Origin of the sequence: Streptomyces pseudovenezuelae (assembly GCF_001513955.1) — a bacterium.
Taxonomy (GTDB): domain Bacteria; phylum Actinomycetota; class Actinomycetes; order Streptomycetales; family Streptomycetaceae; genus Streptomyces; species Streptomyces pseudovenezuelae.
The window spans coordinates 773774-786797 of sequence record NZ_KQ948147.1 but is presented as its reverse complement, the minus strand read 5'-3'; the positions used below and the strand labels follow the sequence as shown (position 1 = coordinate 786797).

Sequence of the window (13024 nt, the reverse complement as noted above, 5' to 3'; positions counted from 1 at the left end):
AACAGAACCGCTCCGGCCCGCGCGACGAGGATTGACCGGCTGTTGACCGGCGGTTGGGACACGCCCTGCGTACCGGTCCGGGGTCGGCGTGTTCACCACCGTGCGCCGCCGTGCGCCGCGTGACGGCAAATCCCGTTGCGCGCGCCGGGATCCGGCGGCAGGCTTCGAGCGCCCGCCGCCCCTGACTCCCCGACGGAGACCCGCTTGTCCTTCGACATCACCCCCCTCACCGATCCCCGGCCCGCCCCCGCAAGCCGCCGCCTGGCCTGGCTGGCCTCCGGGGCCGACGGTGTCCCGCTCGGGTCAGCCTTCCTGCGGCTGTTCACGAAGGAGGGGCAGGATCACCTCGCCGAACTGCGGCTCGCGGTGCACGGCACCGAGCGACGGCGGGGCGTCGGCACCCGGCTCCTGGAGGCCGCCGTGGACGCGGCGAGGACGGAGCGGCGGCGGTCCGTGATCGCCGAGGCGGAACAGGACTCCCCCGCCGATCTGTTCCTGGCCGCACGGGGCTTCCGACAGGTCCTCGCACTCACGTACGCCCGGCTCCCGCTGGCCGACGTCGATCGTGCCGCGATCGACGCCCTCCTCGAACTGCCGCACCCCGGCTACCGGTTGACCGAGTGGGAGGGCACCGTGCCGGACGCCCTGGCCCAGTCCTTCGCCCACTCCCGGCGGGCGATGGACGACATGCCGATGGAGGGCACGGACTTCGGCAGGGTCGTCTGGGACGTGGAACGGGTGGTCGCGGCCGCGGAGGCCGTCGCACGGCGCGGCGAACTGCTGCACACCGTCGCCGTGCTGGACGCAGACGGCGGCGTGGTCGGCTTCTCCGAACTGGTGGTGCCCGGCGACGGGACGGGCGAAGGACAGCACTACGGCACCGCCGTCCTCCCCGAGCACCGGGGGCGTGGCCTCGCCCGCTGGATGAAGGCCGCGGCCGTCCGGCACGCCCTCGCACGGCACCCGGAACTGGCCGGGCTCCGCACCGACACCGCGGCCGGCAACAAACCGATGCAGGCCGTCAACGCCTCGCTCGGATACGTACCGACGCACCAGGCCGTGGAGTACCAGCTCGACCTGTGATCACCGGGTCGTCGCGGCCCGCAGCGCGGCCAGGCCCTCCCGGGTGGAGGGGTACGCGGGCGTCCAGCCCAGCTCCCGCTCGGCCTTCTGCACCGACACCCGCATGCTCGACGAGAACAGCGTGTGCGCGTACGCCATCGGCCTGGTCAGCCACAGGGGCACGGACAGGGGCTTCGGCAGCCCGAACTCCTCGGCGACGCACAGCAGATGGGCACGGAAGCCCATCGGGGTGCGGTCCGCGACGTTGTACGCCTGCCCGGGGCGCCCGTGCTCGACCGCTGCGGCCACCGCGCGGGCCGCGTCGGTGAGTTCCACCCAGGGCAGGACCCGGCCGCGGTCCGCGGGGGCGGGCAGCTGCCGCTTGCGCAGCATCGGCAGGAGGGCCTCGGTGCCGCCGGGGCCGTAGAAGAGGCCGAACCGGAGTGCGACGCCCGCCAGTCCGGGCGTCCCGAAGGTGAGCTGCTCCTTGGCCCGCATGCCGGCGAGATGCCGCTCCAGCTGCGGGTCGGCGCCCCGCGGGCCGAACTCGTCGTCCTCGGTGATCGTCCGGTCGCCGAAGTCGCCGTAGCCGTATCCGAAGACCATCGACTCGGTGACGAAACGGCGTGCTCCGGTGGCCAGGGCCGCCTCGATCAGGTGGGCGGTGCCCTCGGTGCGCAGGGCGTCGGTGGCGTACATGTCGCGGTGGCCCATCGGCGGCTTGCGCAGGGCGGTCGCCGCGTGGACGACCGTGTCGAAGTGCCGTCCGTCCACCGCCCGCAGCAGGGCGTCGCGGTCCATGAGGTCGGCTTGGACCCCGTTGCCCTCGCTCCGGCCGAGCCCGGTGACCTTGTGACCCGCGTCGGTCAGGGCCCGGTCGATGTGGCGGCCGAGGACACCGCTCGCGCCGGCGAGGAGGATGTTCTGGTGCTGGTTCGTCGTCATACGGGTGCGACGGATCGGGCGGACCCGGATGTGACATCCCGGCCCGGGAGCCGCTACGGCTGGTACACGTGCGGCTGCGTGATCGTCAGCGGCGTGAACCCGAGGCGTTCCAGGATGGGGCGGCTCGTGGCCATCGCGTCGACCTGGAGGTAGCGGTATCCCCGTTCCACGGCGGCGCGGGCGCGGTGGGCGACCAGAGCGCGGTAGATGCCGCGGCCGCGCCAGCTCTCGACGGTGCCACCGCCCCACAGGCCGGCGAAGCGGGTGCCGGGCACGAGCTCCATACGGGCCGCGCTGACCGGCTCGTCCCCGGCGAGCGCGACGACCGCGACCACGGTGTCGGGCTCGTCCCGCAGCCGGGCGAGCAGCTGGTGCCGCAGCCGCGAGCTGTCGGTGCCGAAGGCCTTCACGTGCACGTCCGCCACGAGATCGACGCCTGCCCGGTCGGTGACCGGAAGGAAGCGGATCCCCTCGGGCGGCTCGACGTCCAGGGTGAGGTCGGCGACCTCGGCGATCATCAGCGTCTCCTCGGGCTCGGGGGTGAACCCGGCGGCCCGCAGCCGCTCTCCCAGGTCGACGGGCAGGTCGTGCCCGTACAGCTTCCACTCGAACTCGCGGCCGAGCCCGGTGTAGTACGCGATCTGCTCGGCGATCGCCTCGTCGGCACTGGCCTCGTCCAGGTCGGACCAGACGATGCCGTTCCAGCCGTGCTCGGCGGCCACCTGGCGGACCACCCTGCCGACCCGCTCCACACGGGCACCGGGACCGTCCGGCTGGGCGCCTTCGCGCATGTTCCGGTCGAAGAGGGCGAGTACCGCGACATGATCCATGGGCTCACTTCATCACCCGGAGGCCTGCGCGGCAACGCCGTTTACGGCCGCCCGGCCTCCGCGCGCACCGCCGCCAGGTAGGCGCTGAGCCGGTCGCGGTTGCGGGCCAGGCAGTCGATCCGGGCCTGGATGCGGTCGACATGGGCCTCCAGGAGGGCGGCCGTCTGCGGGGTCAGCTGCTCGGGCGGCAGCAGGATCTCCTCCGGCCCCGACAGGTACGGCAGGATCGTGCGGATCATCTCCGTGGTCAGGCCGGAGTCCAGCAGCCCGCGGATCTGCTGGACGTCGCCGACCGCCGCCTCGCCGTAGGCGCGGTAGCCGTTGTCGGCCCGCTCGGGGTGGAGCAGGTCCTGCTCCTCGTAGTAGCGCAGCAGCCTGGTGGGGACTCCGGTACGGCGGGACAGTTCACCGATTCTCATGACGCGCTCCCGGATCGCCCTTGCCTTCACACTGATGTGAAGGTCCGAGCATGGTCCCATGTCCACCCTCTCCCCGGCCAAGGGCACGACCCTGCCCGCGTCCGAACCACTGCCGTGGTCCGGGCTCCTCGCCCTGTCGACGGCCGCCTTCACCGCAGTGCTGACCGAGCTGCTGCCCGCGGGTCTGATGCCGCGGATGGCGCCGTCCCTGGGCGTCTCCGAGGCCCGGATCGGCTTTCTGGTCACCGGGTACGCGGCCGCGTCCTTCGCCGCCGCCGTCCCGCTCACGGCGCTGCTGCGCGGGCTGCCGCGCCGGGCGGTGCTCGTCGGCGCCCTGCTCGGCTTCGCGGTGAGCAACGCGGTGGTGGCGCTTTCCTCGTCGTACCCCCTCACCTTCGCCGCACGACTGGTCGCCGGGGGCATGGGCGGAACGCTCTGGGCGATGCTCGCCGGGTACGCCGCCCGGCTGGTGCCGGCCGACCGGCGCGGCCGGGCGATCGCGATCGTGCTCGCCGGGATCACCCTCGCCCTGTCCCTGGGCGTCCCGGCCGGTACCGCGCTGGCCGGGGCGGTGGGCTGGCGCACGGCGTTCGGGCTGCTCGCCGGGCTCGCGGTGCTGCTGGTGGGCTGGGTGCGGTGGCGGGTGCCCCCGCTGCCGGGCGAGGCGCCGCACGCGCGGGTGCCGCTCGTCCGGGTCGCCGCGCTGCCGGGCGTCCCGGCCGTGCTGGGCGTCACGCTGTTCCTGCTGGTGGGGCACCAGGCGATGTACACGTATGTCGCCCCGTTCGCGGCGCAGGCCGGCTTCGGGCGCACCGGAGTGGTCCTGCTGGTGTTCGGAGCCGCCACGGTGGTGGGGATCTGGGTCACCGGGATGCTGGTGGACCGGCATCCGCGGGCGGCGCTTCTGGGCGCGCTGGGGTTGTGCGCGGCCGTGATGCCCGTGCTGGGGCTTGCCGCCGGGGTGCCGGGCGTGCTGCTGGTCGCGGTGGCCCTGTGGGGCGTCGCCTTCGGGGGCGCTCCGACGCTGATCCAGACGGCGCTGGTCGACGTCTCGGGCCCGGAGCGGGCGGACGCGGCCACGTCCTTGCAGACCACGGTGTACAACGCCGGGATCGCGACGGGCTCGCTGACCGGCGGTGTGGTGCTGGCGGACCTGGGGGCGGGTGCCCTGCCGTGGACGGCGCTGCCGCTGGTCGGGGTGGCTCTCGGGGTGGTCGTCCTCAACCGGCGAACCGCGTTTCCGCCGCGGCGCGGATGCTCCTAGGCTCTTTGCATGGTCGTGAAGGACACCGAACTGCCGTATCTGCGCCGCTGCGTCGAGCTGGCCGCCGAGGCCCTGGAGGCCGGGGACGAACCGTTCGGCTCGGTCCTGGTGAGCGCCGGGGGCGAGATCCTCGCCGAGGACCACAACCGCGTGGCCTCCGGTGACCGCACCCGGCACCCCGAGTTCGAACTGGCCCGCTGGGCGGCGGCGCACCTCACGCCCGAGGAGCGGGCCGCGGCCACCGTGTACACCTCCGGCGAGCACTGTCCGATGTGCGCCGCCGCGCACGCCTGGGTGGGCCTCGGACGCATCGTGTACGCGGCCTCGTCCGAGCAACTGGCCGAGTGGCTGAGCCAGTTGGGTGTGCCGGCGCCACCGGTGCGGACCCTGCCGGTCAACGAGGTCGCGCCCGGTGTGGTCGTGACGGGGCCGGTGCCCGAGTTCACGGAGCGTGTACGGCAGTTGCACCATCGGTTCCATCGGCGCTGACTGCCGATCTCCCGGGATGCAGCACCTGTCCCCCGTGCCTACGATCGAAAAGGATCCCGGGACCAGGTCGAAGCCCCGGTCTCCTCCAGTGGCCAGGGAGGCGCTTGCCCCGTGCAGTCGGCACGTCGGCCGATGGCCGTCCACGTCACTCTGGTCGCCGTCGCCACTCTCGTCTACATGACGGTCCCAGCCGCGCGCACCCCGGTGTGGGCCGTCATCGGACTCGCCGGCGTCTGCGCCGTGCTCGTCGGCATCCGGCTGTACCGGCCCACCCACCGCTGGCCCTGGTGGGCCCTGGCGGCGGGCCTGCTCACCTTCATCACGGGCGACACGTACTACAACGTCATGGAGGAATACTTCAACGCCTCCAACCCCTTCCCCTCCCCCGCGGACGCCTTCTACCTCGCCACCTACCCGCTCTTCGCGACCGGCCTGTACGGCCTCATCCGCTACCGCTGGGCCGGCACCGACCTGCCCAGCCTGCTCGACGCGCTGATCTTCACCGCGGGGCTGGCCCTGCCCGTGTGGGTGTACCTGGTCCAGCCGCTCGCCGAGGTGGAGGGCCTGACCTGGCAGCAGCGGGCCATCAGCATCGCCTACCCCCTCGGTGACGTGCTGGTCCTGGCGCTGCTGGCCCGGCTGCTGACTCCGAGTCCGGTCGAAGGCAACAACCGGTCGGTGCAGCTGCTGGTGGTCGGCACGGTGACCCTGCTCGGCTTCGACATCGCGTACGGCATCCTCCAGCTCAACTCGCTGTGGCAGGCGGGCACCCTGCTGGACTCCGGGTGGATCGTCTTCTACACGGCCTGGGGCCTGGCCGCGCTGCACCCTTCGATGGCCGCGCTCACCGCCGCCGTACCCCAGAAGCGGGCTCCGCTTCCGCCGCCCCACCGGCTCGTGACGCTGGCGGCGGTCACCCTGATCGCCCCGGCCATGCTGCTGTACGGGGCGGTCGGCCACCGCGACCACCACGCGGCGGTGATCGGCGCCTTCTCGGCCGTGCTGTTCCTGCTGGTCATCCTGCGGCTGGCCGGCATGGTCGTGGCCCACCGGGGCGCCATGGCCCGCGAACTGGCGCTGCGCCGGGCGGCCGGGTCCCTGGTGTCCGCGGTCCGGCAGCAGGACGTCGTGCGCAGCTGTGAGGTGGCCGTCGGCATGCTGCTGGGGCCCGCGGTCCGTCACCGGACCCTGCTGCTGTCGGCGGAGCAGGCCGCGCCCCTGCTGCCCGGTGTGGCCCGTCGGGTGGCCCCCGCGGACCTCGGCCCCGACATCGCGGCCCGGCTGGACGGGCTGCCGGCCGTCCAGGTGTGCCCCATGACCTCGCCCGACCGCCCCGCCACCCATGACCCGGGTGTCCTGCTGGTCGCCGGTCCCGCGGATCCGCTCACCGAGACATACGGCTCCCTGGAGATCCTCGCCTCCCACGCCGGGCTCGCCATGGAGCGGGTGCTGCTGCGCCAGGAGGTGATCCGCCGCGAGAACGAGGCCTACTTCCGCACCCTGGTGCGCAACACCTCCGACGTCATCCTGATCGTCGAGGACGACGACACCATCCGGTACGCCAGCCCCTCCGCCGCCGCCGTGTTCGGGACCGCGGACCTCGTCGGGGCGTCGCTGCCGGGCCTGGTCGATCCCCGGGACCGGCAGCGGGCGGCCCGTGAGCTGACCGCCGTCCGCGACCACGGGCCGCGCGTCGCCCACGACCACTGGTGGGTGCGGCACCGGACCGGGCGGGTGGAGGTCGAGGTGCGCTGCAGCGACTTCCGGGACGAGCGGACCGTGGCCGGGCTGGTGGTCACCCTGCGCGACGTGACCGAGCAGCGCAGGCTGGAGCACGAGCTGACGCAGCGCGCCTTCCACGACTCGCTGACCGGGCTGCCCAACCGGACGCTGCTGCTGGAGCGGATCGAACGCGCCCTGCTGCGCGGCCGCCGCGAGTCGTCCCTGACCTGTCTGCTCTTCATCGACCTGGACGACTTCAAGGAAGTCAACGACACCATGGGGCACTCGGCGGGCGACCACCTCCTGCTCGACGTCGGCAACCGGCTGACCCGCACCCTCCGGCGCACCGATACCGCGGCCCGGCTCGGCGGCGACGAGTTCGCCGTCCTGATGGAGGACGCCCGGGAACCGCTCGACGCCGAACTGCTGGCGGCCCAGGTTGTGCAGACGCTGACCAGGCCGTTCGTGCTGGGCGACGAGACGGTCACCGTCTCGGCCAGCGTGGGCGTGGCCACGGCCCGCGACAGCACGGACGCCGAGGAACTGCTCGGGCACGCCGACCTCGCGCTGTACGCGGCCAAGGCGGCGGGCAAACGGCAGTGGCGTCGCTTCCAGCCGATGCTGCACGCCCGCATGGTCGAGCGGCACGACCTGCAGAGCAGACTCGCCCGGGCGGTCGCCGCGCAGGAGTTCACCCTGCGCTACCAGCCGGTCGTGGACATCGAGGCGGGCGACGTGGTCGGCTTCGAGGCCCTGGTGCGCTGGCCGCAGGCCCCGCACCAGCCCGTCTCCCCCGAGCGGTTCATCAGCCTGGCCGAGGAGACCGGGCACATCGCCCCGCTGGGCTCATGGGTGCTGGAGAACGCGGTCGGTGACATAGCGGGCCTGCAGCAGGTGCCGCGGCCGACGGCTCCGCCGTACGTGAGCGTGAACGTGTCCGCGCGCCAGTTCCGCGACGCCGGGTTCGTGGACCAGGTCGACCGGGCGCTGCGGACTCCCGGGCTCGCCCCCGGCACGCTCCAGCTGGAGCTGACGGAGACGGTGCTGCTGCGCCGGGACGCCCAGATCCAGGCGGTACTGCAGACCCTCAAGGAGCTGGGGGTGCACATCGCGGTCGACGACTTCGGCACGGGGTTCTCCTCACTGCGCTATCTGCGGGACTTCCCCATCGACATACTGAAGATCGACAAGACGTACATCGACGACATCACACGCGACGCCCGGCAGGTCGCCCTGGTCGAGGGCATCGTCCGCATCGCCGACACGCTCGGTCTGCAGGTGATCGCGGAGGGCATCGAGGTGCCGGCGCAGCGGGACATGCTGGCCGCGATGGGGTGCCGGTTCGGGCAGGGCTTCCTGTTCGCCCGGCCCATGACGGTGGAGCAGAGCGAGCGGGTGCTGCGGCAGGACGGCGGGCGCTGCGCACCGGGCTCCGCGGGCACCAACGGGCGCCCGGCCCGCCGTTCCGCTCCCTCGGTCACCGCCGAGAAGCGCACGGCGGACCTCGAACATCTGCGGCGCACCAGTCCGATGAGCGACGCGGTCATCGACGAGGTCCGCGGCCGCCGCATCCGCAGCCGCGGCCGCTGGCTCATCGACTTCGCCTCCTGCAACTACCTCGGCTTCGACTGGGACCCGGAGATCGCCGCCCGCATCGATCCCGAGGTGCGCCGCTGGGGCACCCACCCCAGCTGGTCACGGCTGCTGGGCAGTCCGCGGCTGTATCCCGCGCTGGAGGAACGTCTCGCCGCGCTGCTGGGCGCCCCCGACACCCTGCTGCTGCCGACCCTGACCCTCATTCACGCCTCGGTGATCCCGGTCCTCGCCGACGACGGTCACATCTTCGTCGAGGCGAGCGCGCACCGGACGGTGTACGACGGCTGCGTGGTCGCCCGCGGCCAGGGCGCCACCCTGCACCGCTTCCACGCCGAACGGCCCGAGGAACTGGACGCGTTGCTCTCCTCGGTGCCCGCCCGCACCACCCGGCTGGTCTGCATGGACGGCGTGAACAGCATGACCGGCAACCTCCCCGACCTGCCGGTGCTGGCCGCGCTGTGCCGTGAGCGGGACGCGACGCTGTACGTCGACGACGCGCACGGCTTCGGGGTGATCGGGGAACGCACGCCCGACGAGCCCTGTCCGTACGGCCGGCGCGGCAACAGCGTGGTGCGGCACACCGGGGAGTCGTACGACGGGATCGTGCTGGCGGGCGGGTTCTCCAAGGCGTACTCGTCGCTGCTCGCGTTCCTCGCGCTGCCGACCGGCCTCAAGAACCGTCTCAAGACGGCCGCGGCGCCCTATCTGTACTCGGGTCCCTCGCCCACGGCGTCGCTGGCCACCGCACTGGCCGGGCTGGAGGTCAACGACAGCCGGGGGGACGTGCTGCGGGCCGACCTGTACCGCAAGACCGTGCGGGTGCTCGACCATCTCGCGGACCTCGGCGTGAGCACGCTCAACACCGACCGGCTGCCCATCGTGGAGATCCCCCTGGCCGACCCGGCCGACCTCGACGCGGTCGCCGCGTTCCTGTGGGAGGAGGGCATCTACGTGACGCTCGCCGCCCACCCGCTCGTGGCCCGCGACCGGGTCGGTTTCCGGGCGCAGATCACGGCGCTCAACTCCGACGAGGACATCGACCGGCTCAACGCGACACTGACCGCGCTGGCGGAGCGGTTCCGGCTGCAGCCGAAGGTCTGAGGAGGTGGATACGGTGATGATGACGCACAACGACGACGTGGACTGGGACCGTTGGCCGGTCGCCGACTATCTCGCCGAGAACTACCGGGAGTTGCACCCCGCGGACGCCGAAGTGATCGCCCACCACTCCGCGTTCTACCGGCGTCTGCCACCGGGCGGGGTCGCGCGCTCGGTGGAGTTCGGTGCCGGGCCCAACCTCTATCCGCTGATCCTGGCGTCCGCGGCGAGCCGGCGGGTGGAGGCCGTCGAGGCCGGCGCGGGCAACGTGGCCTATCTGCACCGGCAGATCGTCTGCGGGCCGGACGCGAGCTGGCTGCCGTTCCACGCCCTGTGCCGGCGTCTCAACCCCGATCTGCCGAGGACCCTCGCCGGGTCGCTGGCGCAGGTGCACGTCGTCCACGCGGACGTCCGGGACCTGGAGCCGGGCGGCTACGAACTGGCGTCCATGCACTTCGTCGCCGAGGGGGCCACGGAGGACCGGGCCGAGTTCACCGACTTCTGCCGGGCCTTCGCCCGCTGTGTGGTGCCGGGCGGGTATCTGGTGGCCGCGTTCATGGAGAACATGCCGACCTACCGCATCGGGCCGACCTCGCGCTGGCCGGGCTGTCCCGTGAGCCCGGAGACCGTCACGGAGGTGTTCGCGCCCCTGACCCGGGAACTGTCCGTCACCCGCGTCGACACCGATCCCACCCTCCCGGACTACGGCGACTCCGGAATGGTGCTGCTCACGGCGGTGACGGCGGACGGGCGGGGGTGAGCGGGAGCCGGTCACCGCAGGTGCGGGGCAGGGCACGTCCCGTGCTCCCGCTCGTCCGGAGGCGGGCCGTCGGAGGGACGCTTATCGTGATCGAGGGCGCCGATGGGCGTCCTTGGAGGCATGGATGTTCGCCAAGGTGACGAGGCGACGATGCGCTGTGTCCGGAGCTGTCGGGCTCGCCCTGCTCGGCGCCGGGCTGCCGGCCGTGGCCGCGGACGGCTCCGGACCGGACCTGTCGCGTTTCTACGGCCAGAAGATCAGGTGGTCGAAGTGCGTGGGCATGGAGGCACCGAAGGATCTGCAGTGCGGAAAGGTCACTGTTCCCCTCGACTACGCGAAGCCCCGCGCGGGCAGCCTCGACCTGGCACTCGCCCGCTACCGGTCCACGGCCAGGCACAAGCGCGGCTCCGTGCTGATCAACTTCGGCGGCCCGGGCGGTGCGGGCGTGCCCTCGCTCGCTGCCTACGGCGACGACTTCATGGGCCTGACGGACGAGTACGACGTGGTGTCCTTCGACCCGCGCGGCGTCGGCCGGTCCTCTCCGGTCAGCTGCGGCGCCGGCACCGACGAGGCGCTGGCGGCCACCGACGACGAGACGGCCGTGGCCCAGAACCCACGGGCCGTGCTCGGGAGGCTGCGGGACGCGGCCGCCGAGTGCGCCAAGCACTCCGGGCCCGTGCTGCGGCACATAGGCACCGTGAACGCCTCCCGCGACCTGGACATCATGCGCCAGGCCCTCGGCGACAAGAAGCTCAACTACCTCGGCTTCTCCTACGGGAGCCGGCTCGGCGCGGTGTACGCGGCCCAGTTCCCCAAGAAGGTGGGCCGGCTGGTCCTGGACGGTGTGGACACCCTCACCGAGCCGCTGTCCGAGCAGGGTGTGGCGGGCGCGGCCGGGCAGCAGACGGCACTGGAGGACTTCGTCGACTGGTGCGTGAAGGACGTGGCCTGTCCGTTCGGCACCGACGCGCGGGGCGCCCGGGAGCAGGTCGTACGACTCGTGGCGTCGCTGGACGAGGACCCGGTGCCGACGGGATTCGGCCCCGACTTCACCGGACAGGACCTGGTGGGCGCCATCGGCCAGGCCCTCTACAGCGAGGACCTGTGGCCCTCACTGGAGCGGGCGCTCGCCGAACTCGTGGAGGACGGCGACACGACGGGGGTCCTCGGCTTCGCGGGCGGCGGCTCCGGCTTCGTGACCCACGCGCGCCCGCCCTCGGACGATCCGACGCACGCGCCTCTCGTGGACGCGGAGGACGTGCCGCTCGACAATCTCCCGGCGGCGCTGATGGCGGTCAACTGCGCGGACGATCCCGACCGTCCCGGCGCCGCCAGGATCACCGAGGACCTGGCCCGGCTGCGCGCGGCCTACGAACAGGCGTCCCCGGTCTTCGGCCGCTACCGGCTCACCGAGTACCTGATGTGCTACGGCCGTCCCAAGGGCACCGACTTCATCCGCGAGAAGGTGCGCGACGTCCCCACCTCGAAGATCCTGCTCGTCGGCACGCGCGGCGACCCGGCGACGCCGTACCGCTGGACCGTGGAGACCGCGAAGCGCCTCGGCGACTCGGCCGTGGTCCTCGACAACAAGGGCGAGGGCCACACCGGTTACGGCTCCTCGAAGTGCGTGCACCGCAAGGTCGACGACTACCTGCTGTACGGCAGCCTGCCGCCGAACGGCAGCTCGTGCGGGGCCGAACGCGAGGAGTGAGGTCCACTCGAACTACGATCTCGGCATGAGTGAACCCAGCACGTCGGCCGAGGAGTTGAGGACCGCCCGACTGTGGCTGCGACGCCCGGCCGAAACCGACGTCGACATGATCCTCGCCGTCCACAGCGCCCCCGAGGCGTGCGCGCACAACCCCTCCGACGCGCTCACCCGGCACGAGGAGGCCGAAGAGCGGTACCGGCGCTGGGACAAGCAGTGGGCGCGGCACGGCTACGGCTACTGGGTCGTCGGACGCCACGGCCGTGCCGGGCAGCTCGGCTTCTGCGGGATCAAGCCGATGGAGCTCCACGGAGAACCGGTGCTGAACCTCTTCTACCGTTTCGCCCCCTCGGCCTGGGGCCGGGGCTTCGCCGGCGAAGCGGCCACCGCGGTCACCGCCTGGGCCGCGGCGCACGTGCCGGACCTCGCGCTGATCGCCCGGGTGCGCCCGACGAACACGGCCTCACAGCGCGTGGCGGAACGTGCGGGACTCAGCCGGGCCCCGCATCTCGACACCGAGGGCTACGACGGCTTCGACTGGATCTACGTGGCACGTCCCGAGCGCTGGGCGCCCTAGGGCTCCGCGTCGAAGCGGTCGATCTCCGGCTGGGCGGCCCGCAGGGCGTCGGCTCCCGGGACGGTCAACTCCAGTACGCGCTCTTGCCGACGAGACCCGCCGCGGTGAGCCGGCCGACCAGAGCGGTCACCGCCGACTCGCGCAGTCCGAGTGCGCGGGCGAGCCGCTGCTGGGTGATGCCCGGCTCGTCCCGCACGGCGAACAGCGCGCCGAGCTGGGCCGTGGTGACCCCCGCGGCGGCCAGGCAGCGCCGGTCTCGGGCGTTGGGCAGCGCGGCATCAGGTACTCGCGTACGCCGGTGGACTCGCGGGCCAGGGCGATGCAGGTATTCGCCGAAGCCCGCCTTGGCGCAGGCGTACACACCGGCGTCGAGGTCCGGCCGGCGGACGGCGAGGTTCCGGAAGACGAAGGCCGGCATCAGCGTGCCGGTGCCGGCCACGGCCCAGGCGATGAGCGCCCCGGCCACGCCCGTCTCCTGCGCGAACCGGCTGGGCAGCGAGAACACTCCGGCGCCGACCGGTCTCGGTGTCGTTCTGTGCCATGAGATGATCAAG

Annotated in this window: 11 protein-coding genes and 1 pseudogene; 7 read left to right on the top strand and 5 right to left on the bottom strand. The window is 72.8% G+C overall.

Annotation, left to right across the window (positions count from 1 at the left end; genetic code table 11):
- Positions 1-204 precede the first annotated feature (204 nt).
- Entirely contained in the window at positions 205-1083 is an 879-nt protein-coding gene (locus AQI94_RS19795) for a GNAT family N-acetyltransferase (protein WP_031039259.1), read from the top strand.
- Here AQI94_RS19795 and AQI94_RS19790 read toward each other — a convergent pair whose 3' ends face one another.
- From AQI94_RS19790 to AQI94_RS19780, 3 genes are read right to left on the bottom strand one after another with little or no spacing between them, the layout of a single operon-like run.
- Positions 1084-2007: an NAD-dependent epimerase/dehydratase family protein gene (locus AQI94_RS19790; RefSeq protein ID WP_031039262.1), complete on the bottom strand. Its 924-nt coding sequence runs from the start codon at positions 2005-2007 to the stop codon at positions 1084-1086.
- Between the two features lie 53 nt (positions 2008-2060).
- Positions 2061-2837, bottom strand: a complete 777-nt coding sequence (locus AQI94_RS19785; RefSeq protein ID WP_031039265.1) for a GNAT family N-acetyltransferase — start codon at positions 2835-2837, stop codon at positions 2061-2063.
- A 41-nt stretch (positions 2838-2878) separates the two neighbouring features.
- On the bottom strand, positions 2879-3256 hold the full coding sequence (locus tag AQI94_RS19780) for a MerR family transcriptional regulator (RefSeq protein WP_031039267.1): 378 nt from the start codon (positions 3254-3256) through the stop codon (positions 2879-2881).
- Between the two features lie 58 nt (positions 3257-3314).
- Between AQI94_RS19780 and AQI94_RS19775 the strand changes: the two genes are divergently transcribed.
- The 6 genes from AQI94_RS19775 (at position 3315) to AQI94_RS19750 (ending at position 12470) form a co-directional block, all read left to right on the top strand.
- A complete protein-coding gene (locus tag AQI94_RS19775) occupies positions 3315-4520 on the top strand; it encodes an MFS transporter (protein WP_062229850.1) in 1206 nt (401 codons plus the stop codon).
- A 9-nt stretch (positions 4521-4529) separates the two neighbouring features.
- Positions 4530-5009, top strand: a complete 480-nt coding sequence (locus AQI94_RS19770) for a nucleoside deaminase (RefSeq protein WP_031045297.1) — start codon at positions 4530-4532, stop codon at positions 5007-5009.
- Positions 5010-5141: 132 nt separating this feature from the next.
- Positions 5142-9428 (top strand): aminotransferase class I/II-fold pyridoxal phosphate-dependent enzyme, encoded by a 4287-nt coding sequence (locus tag AQI94_RS19765; RefSeq protein ID WP_031045299.1) that lies wholly within the window; start codon positions 5142-5144, stop codon positions 9426-9428.
- Positions 9429-9444: 16 nt separating this feature from the next.
- Positions 9445-10185, top strand: a complete 741-nt coding sequence (locus AQI94_RS19760) for a hypothetical protein (RefSeq protein ID WP_031045301.1) — start codon at positions 9445-9447, stop codon at positions 10183-10185.
- Between the two features lie 124 nt (positions 10186-10309).
- Positions 10310-11896, top strand: a complete 1587-nt coding sequence (locus tag AQI94_RS19755) for an alpha/beta hydrolase (RefSeq protein ID WP_037942338.1) — start codon at positions 10310-10312, stop codon at positions 11894-11896.
- A 25-nt stretch (positions 11897-11921) separates the two neighbouring features.
- Positions 11922-12470 carry a GNAT family N-acetyltransferase gene (locus tag AQI94_RS19750; protein WP_031045305.1) on the top strand — a complete coding sequence of 183 codons (549 nt, stop codon included), beginning with the start codon at positions 11922-11924 and terminating at the stop codon, positions 12468-12470.
- A gap of 64 nt (positions 12471-12534) precedes the next feature.
- Here the strand turns inward: AQI94_RS19750 and AQI94_RS45660 are convergent, their stop codons facing one another.
- Both AQI94_RS45660 and AQI94_RS45655 read right to left on the bottom strand, forming a co-directional pair.
- Positions 12535-12666: a winged helix-turn-helix domain-containing protein gene (locus AQI94_RS45660; RefSeq protein ID WP_234438790.1), complete on the bottom strand. Its 132-nt coding sequence runs from the start codon at positions 12664-12666 to the stop codon at positions 12535-12537.
- A 126-nt stretch (positions 12667-12792) separates the two neighbouring features.
- Positions 12793-12987, bottom strand: a pseudogene (locus AQI94_RS45655) (arginine-ornithine antiporter); the annotation flags it as partial.
- Positions 12988-13024: the final 37 nt, after the last annotated feature.

What these genes read in the sequence shown, in the direction of transcription:
- AQI94_RS19790 (WP_031039262.1), bottom strand. Translation starts at nt 2,007, where the DNA reads ATGACGACGAACCAGCACCAGAACATCCTCCTCGCCGGCGCGAGCGGT.
- AQI94_RS19765 (WP_031045299.1), top strand. Translation starts at nt 5,142, where the DNA reads ATGGCCGTCCACGTCACTCTGGTCGCCGTCGCCACTCTCGTCTACATG.
- AQI94_RS19755 (WP_037942338.1), top strand. Translation starts at nt 10,310, where the DNA reads ATGTTCGCCAAGGTGACGAGGCGACGATGCGCTGTGTCCGGAGCTGTC.
- AQI94_RS19770 (WP_031045297.1), top strand. Translation starts at nt 4,530, where the DNA reads ATGGTCGTGAAGGACACCGAACTGCCGTATCTGCGCCGCTGCGTCGAG.
- AQI94_RS19785 (WP_031039265.1), bottom strand. Translation starts at nt 2,837, where the DNA reads ATGGATCATGTCGCGGTACTCGCCCTCTTCGACCGGAACATGCGCGAA.
- AQI94_RS19760 (WP_031045301.1), top strand. Translation starts at nt 9,445, where the DNA reads ATGATGACGCACAACGACGACGTGGACTGGGACCGTTGGCCGGTCGCC.
- AQI94_RS19775 (WP_062229850.1), top strand. Translation starts at nt 3,315, where the DNA reads ATGTCCACCCTCTCCCCGGCCAAGGGCACGACCCTGCCCGCGTCCGAA.
- AQI94_RS19750 (WP_031045305.1), top strand. Translation starts at nt 11,922, where the DNA reads ATGAGTGAACCCAGCACGTCGGCCGAGGAGTTGAGGACCGCCCGACTG.
- AQI94_RS19780 (WP_031039267.1), bottom strand. Translation starts at nt 3,256, where the DNA reads ATGAGAATCGGTGAACTGTCCCGCCGTACCGGAGTCCCCACCAGGCTG.